Here is a 17,788-nt window from a genome sequence, read left to right as displayed (position 1 = left end):
GAGTTAAATTATGATGTATAGCGATAAAGTTATGGAACATTTTTATAGTCCAAGAAATGTGGGAATATTAGGTGGAGCTAACGGCATTGGAGAGGCAGGAGACCCCAACTGTGGTGACATAATGAAGATTTATATAAAGGTTGAAGATAACATAATAAAGGCTGTTAAGTTTAAGGCTTTTGGTTGTGGTTCCGCTATAGCTTCATCAAGTATTGCTACAGAGTTAATAAAGGGTAAAACATTAGAGGAAGCATGGAAGCTAACAAACAAGTCAGTTATTGAAGCCTTAGAAGGATTGCCACCTTCAAAAGAGCATTGTTCTGTACTTGCAGAACAAACAATACATAATGCAATAAACAATTATAGGGAGTCTCAAAACCTTGAGCTTTGGGATGATGATTTAAAATAGTTATAGTTAATGTAGAAAACTTTTTTCTTAGAGGATGCCATAACGAAAAGTATATATCGCTAGAAATGCTTTCACTACGCTGAGTAATTCTAAAATTTATTTTATTTAAAGATGCTAAAAACATAAACTCGCTTCGCTCAGACATATGTTTTCTTTACGCATCTTCAAATAAAATTAATTAAGAATTACTAGTGCTTGTTCAAATGCATTCTTTGCGATATATACTTTTGTTAGCGTCCTCTAAGAAAAAAAGAGTTTATTCCAAAAACTAACTTTGTTTTCAACTTAAGATAAGTGAGAATTATAGAAAAACAAAGGTTGTTTTTAAGAATGTTGTATATTAGTATATTTATCTTGAATTCTTATTTATATATAATATTGAGTGCTTGAATTCCATTAAATTACACATCAACAATTGCCATATAGGTCAACATTATAAGGATGTACTCTATAATACCAATGGAACTAATTGCATCAAGTATACCTGTAACATTCGCCACCTTTTAAAATTCATTGAATCTAATCATTGTTACAAAAGATAAGAATGCTAATTATTAAATAATATTTTAAATGTTTCTTTATTACCATTGTTGATTAATGCTACTTCATCAAAACTCTCTGCATTGTTAGGTTGTATTAGTGAAAGATGCTTAACTCTTAAACCTTTTTCATACTTTGTATCATACTTAATAGTCAATAATTTATCCTTTACGTTAAATGAAATATTGGAATACCAGTAGTCTACTCCATTAATAAATACATAGTAATTACCTCCATCCTTACTAATACATCCATATACCCCATTTTTTAGTGCTCTACCTTTATCCTCTATTATCTCTTTTATCTGCTCGTTTTTCAATTCACTAATTTCCACTGTTTTAGTAATGCTTTTGTTTTTGTAATTGTCCTCCAATGTAGAATTGTTAGTAATTTCTATTGTTTGTACTTGCTTTTCATTAATTTTGTCCGAATCAATATCTTTTTTATCACATCCTCCAATAAAAAAGAGAGATGATGCTAAAAAAGCACAGAAAAACAGATTTTTATTAATATTTTTCTTCATTATTTGCCTCCAAACATTTTATTGTTAAGTCACATTATTTTATAATTATTTATCAATCATAGTTTTGCGATAGTTGTACCAAATTAGAAAAATCAGTACTTCCCAAATGCAAAATTACCCTTACTTCGCGTAATTTTACGATTGCCCACTAACTCAGAAATTGATTTAGTAGATCTTTAAAGAAAGATGCGAAGTATGCATACTTTGAATTATGCAATAAGTATGTATTTAAGAATATCTGTTAAATCGTCTGTATCAACAGCATACATTGCACTCTGTTGAACTTTCGGAGAACTGTTTATAGCGATAGATTTTCCACTGTATTGAAAAATTGGAATGTCTGTTGAACCATCGCCTACAGCAAGACATTCGTTAGATTTTATATTGTTATTTTTACAAAAATCTTGTAAACAATCGATTTTTTGTTCAGCCCCAATATAATTAAGAATCTTTCCAGTAAATGCATCTTCTACCACTTCGTAATCACTGCCATAATAACCATCCAATCCCCAAATATCACATACAACTTTGGCTACTTGCTTTGGACCGACAGTAATAACAATGCATTTTATATTATGTTCATGCAATGCTTCAACTACATTCTTGATATTTTTTAAAGGTTTTGCAATCTCCAAAAAAGATTGAGCAATTTTACGTTCTTCAAGACCTAAAAGTAATTCTGCTCTAAGGTAATCTGCTGATTTGTAGTTAATCAGCCCTTTTTCTTCCTGTTCTTGAATGAAAGAGTGTTCTTTTTCTTTACCATTTAAAATACATGGCAACATAACGGAATGAATTTCTCTAATTAGAGTATCATCCAAGTCAAAACAAACAAGTTTTAATTCCCCCATTTATATACACCTTCCCCTAATTTAAATTATCTTAATTTTGCAATAATCTACGATTGTTCATCTATCGTAGTTTTAAGATAGATAAACAATATAAGAAAAGTATGTATTAAATATATGGCACTTCACCACAAAACAAGAAAAAACAGAAACTTAGATTAAGAGATAGCGATTGGACTATTCGGTATATTACCCTCAATAATTTCTAAAAGAAGTTTCCCGATTTGTGGTGTGAAGAACTCTTCCATTGAAGATAATAACTCATTTATATCCCACCATTTAAACCCCTTTAACGTTCTTACTTCGTTAAGTGTCATATTTCCAAAAGAAATATCTGTACTATCCATTTTAATGAGATAATACCTCTCGTAACTAACGAAATCTTTTTCTTTTCCTTTAAATATCATTTCCTTTGTCCATATCCAAGGTCCTATTGAATTAAGTACCAATCCAGTTTCTTCAAATAATTCTCTTTTTAGTGCTTTTTCAAAATTTTCACCTTCTTCAACACCACCGCCAGGAGTTACCCACAGAACATTCTCACCTTGAATATCTTCAAATTTAAATTTAAATAGCAAAATTTCATTTTTATTATTAATTAATATTGCCCTAGATGAATTTCTTACAAGCATACTTATCCCCCTAAATTTATATTATAAATTATTAATTCAGAATCATCTTAAAATACAATTTTCGCTTAATAATACCATAATATAGAATAAATATAAAGATAAAGATAAGATACATCTCAATGTATTTCTTCTATCTTATTATTAAGCTCATCAATATTTGGCGGGTTTACGGCATCATTATTAATAATATATTTTTCTTTAAGCTTTAATATTCTGTACACACTTTCATTTAACCTATCTTCTGTTATTATCTTATTTTGCACTGCAGCTTTTAATGAATTAATTACCTTTAGTTCATTGTCAAAGCCATGGCATACTAAGATAAGGTCGCTTCCTGCATTTACTGACTTAACAGAGGCATCGCCAATGTCATAGTTTTTTATAATGGCTCCCATGGTCATATCATCTGTAATTATAACACCTTGGAACTTTAAATCTTGTCTTAATACATCATTTATAAGGACTTTTGACATACTTGCAGGGAAATCTACATCAAGTTTACTAAGCAAAATATGTGAAACCATAATAGCATCTACATTATTCTTTATAGCTTCCTTAAAAGGCAATAGTTCAAAGTTGTTAAGCTGTGTTAAAGTCTTATTTACCACGGGAAGTCCTATATGGGAATCAACAGAAGTGTCCCCATGTCCAGGAAAATGTTTTACCACAGAAATTATTTTACTATCCATTATGCCTTTCATGGTTTTAATTCCTAGGTTATTAACTACATCAACATTGTTTCCAAAGGATCTGTCTCCTATTACAGGGTTATCTGGGTTGCTGTTTATATCAAGCACTGGTGCAAAATCCATATTAAACCCAAAGGTTTTAAGCTCTTCACCAATAATTTTACCTATATTGTAACTAAAGTCACCATCATTCCTTTTTCCTATAACTTTATTAGAAGGAAGCTTTTTAATTTCAGGCGGCATTCTTGATACGCGCCCACCTTCTTCATCTACAGATATAAATAGAGGGGTTTTGTTTTGTGCGTTGCTAGTTTTTATGGAGTTAGCTAAGGCAGCTAACTGATTAGAGTTTTCCACGTTTTTACTAAACAAAATGACCCCACCAACCTTATTATCTTTAATTAAACTATTTATATTATCATTCATTGTATAACCATCAAAGCCAACAACTACCATTTGTCCTATTTTTTCATCTAAACTCATAGCATCAACCTTATTTTTTATAACATCAATTTCTACAAGTTCTGTTTCATTACTTTCATTGTTAGATTCGGGATTAGGGGTAGGGCTGATGATAGGATTTAATATATTACATCCAACTAGAAATAAACCAGAAATCAATAACAAACTTAGGATTAATTTTTTCATTTTAAAACTCCACCACTTTCATTTAAGATTAAGTTTCTATCAGTAATAGTATATCTTAATGATTTGTTTAAAAGTATATTTTTAATAACTATATTTATAATAATTATCTTTATTTTGTGTAATAATTCTCATCTAAATTGGAAAGGATAACTATGAGAAAATATTAATTTTATGTGAAATCTTAATAATTATATAAAATTATAATTATTCTACTAAATAATTAGCTTTCTAGGTAGGAGAATGTATGTTTAAAAGTAAAGATTTTAAGTTTATGGATGTTGTAAGTGTTGAAGGTAAAAAGATAGGCTTCATTACAGACCTTTTAATTGACTTTAATAAAGGGAAAGTGATTGGATTTGAAGTATCACCTACTAAGCTTTTTAATAAAAAGGTAAGTATATTAAAAGAAGATATAATATATTTTAATAATCATATGGTAATTAAAAAAGTAGAAAAGAATAAATATTTATGTTTACGTAGCTTTGTTAATATGGATGTAATAGATAAATGCAAAAATATTTTTGGTATAGTTGAGGACATTACGTTTACTGGTGACACCTTTGAAATAAAAGGAGTTATATTGTCTTCAGGTTTTATTGCAAATTTGATTAGAGGTAAAAGAATAATGCTAATAAATGAACTGATACTTGGAGAAGAAAATATATTGTATTCTTCAAGTAATTACCAATACTGCTTTAAGAGTATGCCTCATAATTTTTTTGCAGAGGGAAAAGCAAATGAGAAAAGTTAGTAAAAGGAAGTTAATGGTGATAATTGGTATCTCAATTATTTTATTAGTTTTAATTCTTATTGCAATTAGAATACCTATCATTAAACAAATAGTAAGCTTAGTATTTATTTCATTTGCTATGTCTTATATATTAAAACCACTGTATGTGTTTTTAGTTAAAAAGGGTATGGGCAAAAGGATAGCTTCTGCCTTGATAGTAGGTGGGTTATTAGGTTTAATATTAGTAGTATTTATAGTTGTAATTCCATCAATATTTAGTGAAGGTTTAAATATAAATAAGGCTATAGAGGATGTAGAAAAATACTTGGTAAATGCTAATATGAAAATAAATGTATTGAAAACTAACAAGGTAATGAGTAGTATCATGAATAATGTATATCAAAAATCAAATACTCAGTTATTTTTAATATTTGATAAAATATTTGATTCCATAATGGGCATAGGTGAAAATATGATAACTTATATGGTTTCACCTTTAATAATCTATTATTTTTTAAGTGATAGTGAAAACATGATAAATAAGGCATTGATAATTTTGCCACCTGAAGGCAGGAATATAACAAAGAAGATTATAGAAGATATTGACAAGGTGTTAGGTAGATATATTATTAGTCAACTTGTTTTATGTGGAATTATAACTGTAGCTACCTTTTTAATTTTAGTGTTTATGAAAGTTGATTTTCCCTTAATACTATCATTAATGAATGGGGTCTTTAATATAATTCCATATTTCGGGCCTTTGTTTGGAGTGATACCTGCTATTTTGATAGCGCTATTAATCTCCCCCAAAACAGCATTATATACAGCCGTTTGGCTATTTGCCCTTCAGCAAATTGAGGGGAGTGTGTTATCTCCAAAAATAATTGGAGATAGCATAAGTATGCATCCATTAACGGTTATATTATTATTAATCATAGGCGGTGGTATTAGCGGTATTTTGGGCATGATAGTGGCAGTTCCATTGGGGGTAGTAATCAAGGTTATATATGAAGACTTAAACTATTACTTATTTTGATATATTTAAAAGCTTAGTTGTAGGCTGTGCATATGAAATTGTTTTTAAAAGCCTACAAAAAAATATTTATAATTTGTATATTGAAGTATCAAGGTAAAATATGCTATAATGTATAAAAATAATTTAATAATTGGTAATGATGAGAATTAGTAAATATATTGAGGCATTTAGAGAGGAAGTGGTAGGTGAAAACTTCTTGATAGATATATTGAAGCTACCTTTGAACCATATATTCTTGAGAGATATTGCAACATAATTAATTTTGTTAATTATACAGTGATATAATTAGGGTGGTAACGCGGAAAACTTTCGTCCCTTGTTTTATGGGAGTGAGGGTTTTTTTTATATTATAGAAAAATAAGATGAAAAGCGAGGAGATATTATGGAAAAGTTAGGGTTAAATGAAATTAGAGAATCATTTCTAAAATTTTTTGAAAGTAAAGGGCATCTTAGATTAGAAAGCTTTCCACTAGTACCTAAAAATGATGCTAGTCTATTACTTGTAAATGCAGGCATGCAACCACTTAAACCTTACTTTACAGGAATTCAAACTCCGCCGAATACTAGAATAACTGATTGTCAAAAGTGTATTAGGACAGGAGATATTGAGAATGTAGGTAAAACTTCAAGACACGGTACTTTTTTTGAAATGCTTGGAAACTTTTCTTTTGGAGACTATTTTAAAGGAGAGATTATTCCATGGGCATGGGAGTACATAACTGAAGTTTTAAATATACCAAAAGAAAATCTATATGTAACTATATATTTAGAGGATGATGAAGCTTTTGATATATGGAGTAAAAGTACAGATATTGATCCTGCAAGAATTTTTAGGTTAGGGAAAGAAGACAACTTCTGGGAAATAGGTCAAGGACCCTGTGGACCAAGTTCCGAAATACACTTTGATAGAAATATAGAACTAGGGCAAATAAAAACTGCAGAAGAATTTGTTAAAGCAGGCAATGAAGATAGAGTAGTTGAATTTTGGAATTTGGTATTCACTCAATTTGACAAAGATGAGCATGGTAACTACAACAAACTAAAGAATCCCAATATAGATACAGGTATGGGTCTTGAGAGAATTGCTACAATAATGCAGGGTAAAAATAGTATCTTTGAAGTAGATACTATAAAAAATATTTTAGAAGAAGTTTCAAGAGTTTCAGGTGTAAAGTATGGAGAAAATCATAAAGAAGATATATCCCTAAGAATTATAACAGACCACGTTAGAAGTACAACTTTTATGATAAGTGATGGCGTCCTTCCGTCTAATGAGGGAAGAGGATATGTTCTTAGGCGATTACTTAGGCGTGCAGCAAGACACGGTAGATTACTTGGAATTAAAAATACTTTCTTATATGAACTTTGTGACACTGTTATTGAGAACTCCTTTATAGCATATCCAGAGTTAAAAGAAAAAGCAGATTATATTAAGAAGGTTATCAAACTTGAAGAGGAAAGATTTTCAGAAACCATAGATTCTGGTATGGAAATCTTAAAAGTTTATATAGGAGAGCTTGAAAAAAGTAATAGTAAATTTTTAAGTGGTGATAAAGCTTTTAAATTATACGATACTTATGGCTTTCCATATGAGCTTACGGAAGAAATATTAGAAGAAAAAGGTATAGGAGTAGATTTAGATAGCTTTAACGCTGAGATGCAGAGCCAAAGACAAAGAGCAAGGGCTGCTAGAGGACAATCAAATTACATGGGTAGTGGAGATGATGTTCTTAATTTAATTCCTAAAGATATGGAAACAAAATTTGAGGGATATGAGAAAACGGAGTTACAAGCGAAAGTTAAAGTTTTAATTTGTGGCCATGAGGTTGTTGAACAGCTAGAAGAGGGTTCAAAAGGTATTATTGTTACAGAAGTTACTCCTTTTTATGCTGAAATGGGAGGTCAAACCTTCGATAGAGGTATAATTTTTAATGATAATTTCAAAGCGGAGGTTTACGATTGTCAAAAGAATGCATCTGGTAAGATTGTACACTTTGTGAATATAATTAAAGGGTCACTTAAGATGGAAGAGATAGTAACTCTTAAAGTTGATGCAGATAGAAGATTTGAGGTTTGCAAAAATCATACTGCAACTCATATGTTACAAGAAGCATTAAAAAGAGTTTTAGGTGATCATGTTCATCAATCAGGATCATATGTAAATGAGGATAGATTGAGATTTGACTTTACTCACTTTTCTGCACTGACTGAAGATGAGATTATCAAGGTTCAGAAAATTGTAAATGATAATATTATGCAAGTAAACAAGGTTGAAACTGATGTTATGACTATAGAAAAAGCTAAGGAAAGTGGAGCAATAGCATTGTTTGACGAAAAGTATCAAGAAGATGTTAGAGTGGTTTCTGTAGGAGGATATAGTAAGGAGTTGTGTGGTGGTACACATGTACATAACTCAGGAGAAATTGGATTATTCAAAATTTTATCTGAATCTGGAGTTGCTGCTGGAGTTAGAAGAATCGAAGCAATAACAGGTAATAATTCTATAAAATATGTTGAAGATAGAAATAATTTATTAAAAGATATATCAAATACATTAAAATGTTCAGAAAAAGATATAATAAATAAATTACAAACTCAATTAGCAGAATTAAAAGACAAAGAAAAGGAAATAATATTACTGAAAGGTAAGTTAGCAAGTTCTTCAATTGATGATATTTTAAATAATGTTAAAGAGGTTAAAAATGTTAAGGTAATTAGTGGCACTGTAAAAGATATAGGCGGAGAGGCACTAAGAGATTTAGCAGATAAACTTCGCAATAAGCTTATTGATGGTGTTGTGGTACTAGGAAGCTTTGTAGATGGTAGAGTACAATTTGTTGCAATGGCATCAAAATCTGCAATTGATAAAGGTGTGCACTGCGGGAAGATAATTAAAGAAGTTGCAAAAATCGCTGGCGGCGGTGGCGGTGGCAGGCCTGATATGGCAGAAGCAGGTGGAAAGCTTCCAGAAAAATTAGATGAAGCAATTAATAATGTTTGCGCAATAATTGAAACCTTGGTAAAATAGTATACTTTTTGTAAGAGTTGTTTTATAATATAGCTAATAAGAAGTATAATTAATAAGAATTTATGTAATTAACGTTAATATGGAACTTATTATAATCAAGTTACCGTATATTAATAAGCACTCTTCTGGAGTACTTATTAATATACGGTGGTTAGTATGTGATAAGGGAAGGGGTGTATAGAATGGATAGTAATCAAAATACAGTCCAATTTGATTTTATAAAAGATAAAAAAGATTTAACCAAAACTATTTTGACTGACGTATATAATTCGCTTATAAAGAAGGGCTATAACCCAGTAAATCAAATGGTGGGATATTTAATATCTGGAGATCCAACATATATAACGAATTACAATGGAGCAAGAGCGTTAGTAAGAAAGCTAGAGAGAGATGAAATACTAGAAGAAGTTTTGAAATCTTATCTAGACATTAAAAAGTAAGATGCCCTTAGGGGCATTTTGTTTTTTAATATTGATGCTACAGATTAATTAAGCTGTTATTAAAGGAGTATGTGAATGAGAATATTAGGTTTGGATGTAGGAGATAGAACAATAGGTGTGGCTGTATGTGATCCATTAGGATTAACTGCACAGGGCATTACAACAATTAAAAGAAAAAGCGAAGTTTTGGATATTGAAGAGATTTCGAAAATATGTAAGGAATACAGTGTAGATAGCATAGTGTCAGGCCTTCCTAAAAATATGAATGGCACAATAGGACCACAAGGAGAAAAAGTTCAGCATTTTTGCGAAAAACTTAAAGAGACTTTGAATTTAGAAGTAAAAATGTGGGATGAGAGGTTAACAACTGTAGCAGCTAATAGAGCAATGTTAGAGGGCGACCTATCAAGGTCGAAAAGAAAAAAAATCGTAGATAAGATTGCAGCTACATTCATTTTGCAGGGTTATCTAGATAGCTTAGGTACACGTTTATAAAATACTAAGTTAATGCAATAGTGGACTGTAATCTAGGAAAAAAGCCAATGGTCATTAAAATAATATTAAATATACAATTTGAAAGGGGAAAATAAAATGGATAACAATGTTGAAACAATAGTATTAAATGATGAAGAGGGTAAAGAAATAGAATTTGATGTACTAACTAAATTAGATATTGAAGATAAGGAATATCTTATAGTTACAAGAACAGGAGAAGATGATGTTGATGCAATTGCACTAAGAGTAGATAAGGATGAAGATGGTAATGAGATTTTAGTTACAATAGAAGATGATGAAGAGTTTGAAATGATTTCAGAGGCTTACGAGGCAGTTTTTTCAGAAGAATTTTAGAATGGTAGCCTGTTTTCTTAAAATCAAATGATTATCAATTGACAATGTCATAATAAAGTATTAAACTAAAGCTATAGCAAATATAATTTAATAGTGAATATAATTTATGTTGATAGGGTTAATGATGTTTATGGGAAAGGGGTGTATATATGTCAAGATTATCAGAAGAAAGCTTAGAAGCTTTAAAGGAAACTTTAAAACAAAAGGGATATAAGCTTACTCCACAAAGAAGAGCTATTTTAAATGGAATAATTAAGAGTGAAGGAAGTCATCTTACTGCGGAAGAACTGTATGACTTAGTTAAAATAGATTGTCCAGAAATAGGGCTTGCTACAATTTATAGAACAGTTCAACTTTTAGAAGAAATGAATGTAATTCGAAAGCTAGATTTAGATGATGGTTGTAGCAGGTACGAACTTAACCATGAAGATGAGAACCATCAGCATCATCATTTAATATGCAACTGCTGTGGTAAAGTGCTAGAGGTTCAAGGAGATTTGCTAGAGGAACTAGAAACCATAGTTGAAAAAAAATACAATTTTAAGATTGAAGATCATAGTCTAAAGTTTTATGGTGTTTGTGATAAATGCGTAGATAAATAACAGGAATTTTATGTTTGAAACTATGTTGATATAATGAAAATTGCTATAAATATATTTATTAGGAGGTGCGTTCATGAATATTTATGATAATGCACATGAATTTGCTAAAAGTTTAAAAGATTGCCACGAGATTGTTGAGCTTCGAGAAGTGGCAAAAAAAATTGCATCAGATGAAAAGAGTAAAAAAATGTTGGCAGATTTTAGAAAGGTTCAAATCGAAGCTTATACTGAGCAAATGCAAACAGGAGAAATGAAAAAAGAAACGCTAGAAAAACTGCAAAACTTAGGTGCTGTAGTTTCTTTAAACCCAGATGTAGCAAAGTATTTTCAAGCGGAAGCTACATTTGGAACTATGTGGGATGATGTTATGAAAATACTAAATGATGCAATTGGAGTAGATTTATCATTTGGAAATAATCAATAATACACGTAGTTGACTTTTTTGCAACATAATATTAGAATAAGTATAGTAAATACGGAAATTGGATACTTCAAGACGTATCCAATTTTTGTTTGTGTAAAGTTTTTAAACTTACGAAAAAAAATTGGAGGATTAATATGAATTTATTTACAAGAAATGATGTTAGAAATATAGCAATAATTGCTCACGTAGACCACGGTAAAACAACCCTTGTGGATTGTCTACTTAGACAAAGCCATATTTTTAGAGAAAATGAAAAGTTACAAGAAAGAGTAATGGATTCCAATGACATAGAAAAAGAAAGAGGAATAACAATTCTTTCAAAAAATACTGCGGTAATGCATAGTGGGATTAAAATAAATATAGTAGATACACCTGGCCACGCTGACTTTGGTGGAGAAGTTGAACGAGTACTTAAAATGGTTGATAGTGTACTTCTTGTAGTTGATGCATATGAAGGTCCAATGCCACAAACTAAATTCGTTTTAAAAAAGGCATTAGAATTACAACTTAAACCAATCGTTGTTATAAACAAGATAGATAGAAAAGATGCTCGTCCTGTTGATGTACTTAATGAAGTTTTTGACCTGTTTGTTGAACTTGGAGCAGATGATGAACAATTAGATTTTGCAATAGTATATGCATCTGCTAGAGAAGGTTTTGCTAAATTCAACGTTGAAGATGAAAGTGACAACATGGAACCATTATTTGAATCTATAATAAAAAATGTAAAGTCTCCTGAAGGATACATAGATATGCCACTTCAAATGCTTGTTTCAACAATTGATTACAATGAGTATGTTGGAAAGATTGGAATAGGTAAAATTGAAAGAGGATCAATAAAGAGAAATCAACAAGTTGCGCTTATGAGAAAAGATGGAAGCATAAGCAATGTTAAAGTTTCAAGTCTTTTCGTTTATAATGGTCTAAAAAGAGAAGAAACTGAGGAAGCAATGCTTGGTGATATAATTGCAATTTCTGGTATTCCAGACATTAACATTGGAGAGACAATAGCTGATGCTAGTAATCCAGAAGCACTTCCATTTGTAGAAATTGATGAGCCTACTTTAACAATGAATTTCATGGTTAATAATTCTCCTTTTGCAGGACTTGAGGGAACTTATGTTACTTCAAGACACTTAAGAGACAGACTTATAAAAGAACTTGAAACTAATGTAAGTTTAAGAGTAGAAGAAACTGAATCTGCTGATGCGTTTGAAGTAAGTGGAAGAGGAGAGCTTCATCTATCAGTTTTAATTGAAACTATGAGACGTGAAGGTTATGAATTCCAAGTATCAAAAGCAAATGTTATATACAAAGAAGAAAATGGACATAAGATGGAGCCAATTGAGCACCTTACAATTGATGTACCAGAAGAATTTATGGGTGTTGTAATGGAAAAATTAGGACCTAGAAAAGCAGAGATGATTAATATGACTTCTGCTATAAACGGATACACTAGATTAGAATTTAAAATACCATCAAGAGGACTTATCGGATATAGAAGTGACCTTATGACTGATACTAGAGGTAACGGTATAATGAATCACGTTCTAGATGGTTATGCTAAATATAAAGGTGAAATTCCAGATAGAAGTAGAGGTTCACTAATAGTATTTGAATCAGGGGATTCAGTAACTTACGGATTGTACAATGCTCAAGAAAGAGGAACTCTTTTCATACCAGCAGGAATTCCTGTTTATGCGGGAATGATTGCAGGAGAATGTGCAAGAAGTGGAGATATAGAAGTAAATGTATGTAAAAAGAAACAGTTAACCAATACTAGATCTTCTGGAGCAGATGATGCACTAAAACTAATTCCAGTAAAACCTATGTCACTTGAGCAGTGCTTAGAATTTGTTGCTGTAGATGAGTTAGTTGAAATTACTCCTTTAAATGTTAGAATGAGAAAAAGAATATTAGACTCAGGAGAAAGAAAAAGAGCAACTAGCAAATCAAATAAATAGTTTTAACTAGGGAGTTGGTTAATGAAAACCGAAGATTTAATTTGGAAGGTTTTCTTTTTCCAACTACCTATGGTTTTAAAGTAAAAATTAGATTTTAGTTAGTAGCATTGATGAATTTTTGGAGGAAATTAAATGAGTGGGATAACTTATGATTATATGGAAAAATATTTGAGAGAGCTGATTCCAACACATACTGGAATTTTAAAAGATTTAGAGGAGTTTGCTCTGGAAAATGGAACACCTATAGTTCAGAAGGAGACTGCTAAATTTTTAGAATTAATGATAACTATGAATAGACCTAAAAAGATTTTAGAGTTAGGTACTGCCATAGGGTATTCTGCTATTTTAATGAATAAGGCATCGTTTGGATTAAGTGAAATTACCACTATTGAAAGAGATGAAGCTATGATAGAACTTGCAAAAGCTAACATAGAAAAATATAAACTACAGGACAAAATCACCATTCTAAAAGGGGATTGTCTAGAGGTATTAGGAAATCTTCAAGGAGAATATGATATGATTTTTATGGATGCAGGTAAAGGACACTATAATCATTTTCTGCCCCACTGCCTTAGACTCTTAAAAAAAGAAGGAGTTCTTATTGCAGATAATGTTCTTTTTAGAGGGATGGTTGCATCAAAAGAGCTTGTAAAGCGTAGAAAAATTACTATTGTAAAACGTATGAGAAGCTATTTAGAGCTAGTATCTAATAATGATGAACTTATAACTTCTGTAATACCTATGGGGGATGGCATCTCAATAACGGTAAAAAAGAATACAGTAATGTAGCAAGGAGGGTGAAGCTAATGAAGCCAGAAATATTAGCACCTGCAGGAAACTTAGAGAAATTAAAAGCAGCTTTAAATTTTGGTGCAGACGCAGTTTATTTAGGTGGAAGTAAAATGAATTTAAGAGCTTTTGCAGATAATTTTAGCAATGAGCAGTTAAAAGAAGGCATAGATTATGCACATTCTAGAGATAAAAAGGTGTATGTAACCTTAAATGTATTTCCTCATAACGATGATTTAGATGGCCTTGAAGATTATCTAAAAGATATATATGAACTAGGTGCAGATGCTATTATTGTATCTGATCCAGGAATTATTATGACAGCTAGAGAAGTTGTACCGAATTTAGAAATTCATTTGAGTACTCAAGCTAATAATGTAAACTACAAGTCAGCTATTTTTTGGCATAAACAAGGTGTAAAAAGAATTGTTCTTGCGAGAGAGTTATCTTTAGGAGAAATTAAAGAAATTAGAGAAAAGTTACCTGATACTTGTGAACTAGAAGCTTTTGTTCATGGTTCTATGTGCATGGCATATTCGGGGAGATGTCTTTTATCCAATTATATGACAGGTAGAGATGCCAATAGAGGGCAATGTGCTCAGCCATGTAGATATAAATACTCTTTAATGGAAGAAAAAAGGGATGGAGAATACTATCCTATAATTGAAGATGATAAAGGCACTTACATAATGAATTCAAAAGACTTATGCATGATAGAACATATTCCAGAACTTATGGAATCAGGCATAGTGTCCTTTAAGATAGAAGGAAGAATGAAAAGTTCATATTATGTTGCTTCTGTATGTAAATCTTATAGAGAAGCTGTGGATACTTATGTGGAGGACCCATCAAACTATAAGTTTCAGCAAAAATGGATGGATAACCTTTTAAAACCTAGCCATAGACAGTATTACACTGGATTTTATTTTGGAGATCCAAATAAGCAAATATATGATTCATCTTCATATATTAGAGATTACGATATAGTAGGCGTTGTACGTGAGTATAATGAAGAAGATAATACTGCATTAATAGAACAAAGAAATAAGGTGCTGCTAGGGGATACTGTTGAAGTGTTAAAACCTGTAGGAGATAATGTATCAATAGTACTTAAGGATATGAAAAATTCTAAGGGAGAAAATATAGCTTCAGCACCAAATGCTCAGATGTTATTTACCATAAATACTGATGAAAAACTAAAGGAAAATGACATCCTTATAAAAGCTAAGGAGGGGAAATAATGCAGCGTCCCATTATAATAGGGATAACCGGAGGAACTGGTTCAGGAAAAAGCACTATAGCAAGAGAGATATACAAACAGTTCGATGAAACATGCATTGCAATGCTTGAGCAGGATTCTTATTATAAAGACCAAAGTAATCTTTCTTTTGAAGAAAGAATTAAAACAAACTATGACCATCCAGATGCTTTTGACACTTCTCTTTTAGTTAAGCATTTAGAACTTCTTTTAGAAGGACATATTATTGACAAGCCTATTTATAATTTTGAAGTACATAATAGAATGAAAGAAAAAATTTCTGTGGAGCCGAAAAAAATCATTATAGTGGAAGGTATTCTTGTTCTATCTGAAAAAATTCTTCGAGATATGCTAGATATTAAAATATATGTAGACACTGATGCAGATGTTAGGTTTATAAGAAGAATGGTTAGAGACATTAATGAGAGAGGCAGAACAGCAGAATCTGTTATAAATCAATATTTAAATGTTGTAAAACCAATGCATGAACAATTTACTGAACCTACTAAAAGGCACGCAGACCTCATTATACCTGAAGGTGGACATAATAAGGTAGCGGTAGATATAATTACTGCAAATATAAGTCAAATCCTTCAAACCTATCAAAATTAATAGTAAAGATAAAAGAATAAAACACCTCATTTTAGGCGAGAATTAGTCTAGGTGAGGTGTTTTTATGTACAGTAGAAATAATATATTTGGCAATTCAAATAGAAAGAAAGATATGGAGCGAAGAGCCTTTACAGTAATGATTATATTTATATTGTTGCTTAGTTTTTTAATATGGAAAGTTAGCAATTACATGTATTTTAAATCAGAACCCTTAAAAGAAATGTTTAATGCCCAATATACAATTAATGAGCCCTATGGTATGCGTTATAATCTATTTGATTGTGATGGTAGTGAGCTTTTAGACTATGTTGTGAATTATTATGCAGTTATTGATCCAGTAGATTATTTGCGATTTAATGAATATACTAGCAGATACGACATGCAAGCATTAACAATTATTTTAAGAAATTATAATAGTAATTATGATTTAGAAAAGATAAAAAGCAATGGTAACTTTGAAAAAATAAAATATAAAATTGACGAAGAAACATTTGATAAACTTAAAGAGATTAAAGAAATAAAAGGGTTTTATGTCTATGCAGCTAATGATGTGATCAATGATAAGTACTGGAAAGTTGAAAATTTATTAATAAATACAACATATATTAATGGGGATGGAAACCCTATAATGAAAAGCGATGACTCCATAGAAATGCAAATATACAACAAAACTAAAAATAATGAATTTACAAAAATTAGCTTTGCTAAAGGAATAAATGGCGAGATAGCTAACGGGAGGATTATATATCCCCAAAAGAATATAAATGTAAGACTTACTTTAAATAAAGAAATCCAGGATAGTGTTGAAAATATTCTTCATGAGAAAAAATACGAAAAATACAAACAAATTGGTGTTGTGCTAATGGAGAGTAGTACTGGCAAAATACGAACAATGGCACAAAAGAATGATAATATCTATAATGCAAACTTAGGAATTCCAACCACGAATGGTTCGTTTCCAGGATCGATTTTTAAAGTGATTGTTGAAGAAGCTGGGCTGGATATGAACTTAATAGGTAAAGATGAAGTGTTTCCATTAAATAGAACTTACTTTCCAAAGGCTCATGAGGCATTATTAAAGCAATATACACTTGGAGAGGCACTGGCATATTCCTCCAATAATACATTCGCCCAAATAGGTCGTCAGGTAGGTCTTAAAAACATGTATGATTATTCAGAAAAACAAGGGCTATTACGTAAAGTGTTAAATTTTCAGCAAGAGGATATTGGTGACTTTGGTGTTGATATATCAACTTCTGAGCCAGGTGAAAAAAGCCATACAGCTATTGGGCAAAAAACTAGGATAACACCCTTAGAAGCCATTAGCATTCCTAATACTATCATAAACAATGGAATATACGTTCAGCCAAGCATAATAGATGCATATGTGGATGACAATAATGTAACCTTAGAGGGATTTACTCCTAATGTTTCTCGGGTATTAAAAGAGCAAACCGCTAAAATCGTGAAATCCCATATGATTGATGTAGTAAATAAAGGTACAGGAACTATGGCTTACATTGAAGACATGATGATAGGCGGGAAAACAGGCACTACTGAATATTTTGTAAAAGGTAAAGAGTGTTCTGATGGATGGTTTGTAGGTTTCTTTAATTTAAAGGGAAAAAATTACTCTATGGTTGTATTTGTAGAAAACATAGAACTAAGCAAAGTGGAAGGATTAAATAGTCAGGGAGGTGGAGATACTGCCGCTCCTATATTTAAAGAAATAGTTAACTTACTTAAATCTATAGATTAAATTAATCT

At 30.9% G+C, this 17,788-nt stretch carries 18 protein-coding genes; 14 read left to right on the top strand and 4 right to left on the bottom strand.

What is annotated here, in order from left to right; translation table 11 throughout:
* The first annotated feature begins 10 nt into the window (after window positions 1–10).
* Window positions 11–409: a Fe-S cluster assembly scaffold protein NifU gene (nifU, locus tag LGK97_RS00535; protein WP_226257781.1), complete on the top strand. Its 399-nt coding sequence runs from the start codon at window positions 11–13 to the stop codon at window positions 407–409.
* A gap of 547 nt (window positions 410–956) precedes the next feature.
* Here the strand turns inward: nifU and LGK97_RS00530 are convergent.
* From LGK97_RS00530 to nagZ, 4 genes are all read right to left on the bottom strand, one after another.
* Window positions 957–1,472 (bottom strand): hypothetical protein, encoded by a 516-nt coding sequence (locus LGK97_RS00530; protein WP_226257780.1) that lies wholly within the window; start codon window positions 1,470–1,472, stop codon window positions 957–959.
* Window positions 1,473–1,681: 209 nt separating this feature from the next.
* Window positions 1,682–2,323, bottom strand: coding sequence for an HAD family hydrolase (locus LGK97_RS00525; RefSeq protein WP_226257779.1), 642 nt, complete (start codon window positions 2,321–2,323; stop codon window positions 1,682–1,684).
* Window positions 2,324–2,478: 155 nt separating this feature from the next.
* Window positions 2,479–2,952 carry an NUDIX hydrolase gene (locus LGK97_RS00520; protein WP_226257778.1) on the bottom strand — a complete coding sequence of 158 codons (474 nt, stop codon included), beginning with the start codon at window positions 2,950–2,952 and terminating at the stop codon, window positions 2,479–2,481.
* Between the two features lie 116 nt (window positions 2,953–3,068).
* On the bottom strand, window positions 3,069–4,289 hold the full coding sequence (nagZ, locus tag LGK97_RS00515; protein ID WP_226257777.1) for a beta-N-acetylhexosaminidase: 1,221 nt from the start codon (window positions 4,287–4,289) through the stop codon (window positions 3,069–3,071).
* A gap of 244 nt (window positions 4,290–4,533) precedes the next feature.
* On the opposite strand from nagZ, the gene LGK97_RS00510 reads away from it, so the two are divergent.
* The 13 genes from LGK97_RS00510 (at window position 4,534) to LGK97_RS00450 (ending at window position 17,780) form a co-directional block, all read left to right on the top strand.
* Window positions 4,534–5,040: a PRC-barrel domain-containing protein gene (locus LGK97_RS00510; protein ID WP_226257776.1), complete on the top strand. Its 507-nt coding sequence runs from the start codon at window positions 4,534–4,536 to the stop codon at window positions 5,038–5,040.
* Window positions 5,027–6,055 (top strand): AI-2E family transporter, encoded by a 1,029-nt coding sequence (locus tag LGK97_RS00505; protein WP_226257775.1) that lies wholly within the window; start codon window positions 5,027–5,029, stop codon window positions 6,053–6,055. Before LGK97_RS00510 ends, LGK97_RS00505 begins: the two co-directional genes overlap by 14 nt.
* A gap of 382 nt (window positions 6,056–6,437) precedes the next feature.
* Window positions 6,438–9,083, top strand: coding sequence for an alanine--tRNA ligase (alaS, locus tag LGK97_RS00500; RefSeq protein ID WP_226257774.1), 2,646 nt, complete (start codon window positions 6,438–6,440; stop codon window positions 9,081–9,083).
* A 182-nt stretch (window positions 9,084–9,265) separates the two neighbouring features.
* Window positions 9,266–9,523, top strand: a complete 258-nt coding sequence (locus LGK97_RS00495; protein ID WP_226257773.1) for an IreB family regulatory phosphoprotein — start codon at window positions 9,266–9,268, stop codon at window positions 9,521–9,523.
* A 75-nt stretch (window positions 9,524–9,598) separates the two neighbouring features.
* The gene (gene ruvX / locus LGK97_RS00490) at window positions 9,599–10,018 is read left to right on the top strand and encodes a Holliday junction resolvase RuvX (protein WP_226257772.1); all 420 of its coding nucleotides are present in this window, start codon (window positions 9,599–9,601) and stop codon (window positions 10,016–10,018) included.
* A gap of 96 nt (window positions 10,019–10,114) precedes the next feature.
* Entirely contained in the window at window positions 10,115–10,372 is a 258-nt protein-coding gene (locus LGK97_RS00485; RefSeq protein WP_226257771.1) for a DUF1292 domain-containing protein, read from the top strand.
* 149 nt (window positions 10,373–10,521) lie between these two features.
* Window positions 10,522–10,974 carry a Fur family transcriptional regulator gene (locus LGK97_RS00480; RefSeq protein WP_226257770.1) on the top strand — a complete coding sequence of 151 codons (453 nt, stop codon included), beginning with the start codon at window positions 10,522–10,524 and terminating at the stop codon, window positions 10,972–10,974.
* 73 nt (window positions 10,975–11,047) lie between these two features.
* Window positions 11,048–11,398 carry a YlbF family regulator gene (locus tag LGK97_RS00475; protein ID WP_226257769.1) on the top strand — a complete coding sequence of 117 codons (351 nt, stop codon included), beginning with the start codon at window positions 11,048–11,050 and terminating at the stop codon, window positions 11,396–11,398.
* 134 nt (window positions 11,399–11,532) lie between these two features.
* Window positions 11,533–13,362 carry a translational GTPase TypA gene (gene typA, locus LGK97_RS00470; RefSeq protein ID WP_226257768.1) on the top strand — a complete coding sequence of 610 codons (1,830 nt, stop codon included), beginning with the start codon at window positions 11,533–11,535 and terminating at the stop codon, window positions 13,360–13,362.
* A gap of 132 nt (window positions 13,363–13,494) precedes the next feature.
* Entirely contained in the window at window positions 13,495–14,151 is a 657-nt protein-coding gene (locus LGK97_RS00465) for an O-methyltransferase (protein WP_226257767.1), read from the top strand.
* A gap of 17 nt (window positions 14,152–14,168) precedes the next feature.
* Window positions 14,169–15,392 (top strand): peptidase U32 family protein, encoded by a 1,224-nt coding sequence (locus LGK97_RS00460; protein WP_226257766.1) that lies wholly within the window; start codon window positions 14,169–14,171, stop codon window positions 15,390–15,392.
* Window positions 15,392–16,021, top strand: a complete 630-nt coding sequence (udk, locus tag LGK97_RS00455; protein ID WP_226257765.1) for a uridine kinase — start codon at window positions 15,392–15,394, stop codon at window positions 16,019–16,021. The genes LGK97_RS00460 and udk overlap by 1 nt, the downstream gene beginning before the upstream one ends.
* A 64-nt stretch (window positions 16,022–16,085) precedes the next feature.
* Window positions 16,086–17,780: a penicillin-binding transpeptidase domain-containing protein gene (locus LGK97_RS00450; RefSeq protein WP_226257764.1), complete on the top strand. Its 1,695-nt coding sequence runs from the start codon at window positions 16,086–16,088 to the stop codon at window positions 17,778–17,780.
* Window positions 17,781–17,788 lie beyond the last annotated feature (8 nt).

Source organism: Clostridium sp. CS001 (assembly GCF_020443565.1).
Classification (GTDB): Bacteria; Bacillota; Clostridia; order Clostridiales; family Clostridiaceae; genus Clostridium_AD.
The sequence above is the reverse complement of the archived record's forward strand: the minus strand, read 5'-3'. Positions and strand labels throughout refer to the sequence as shown.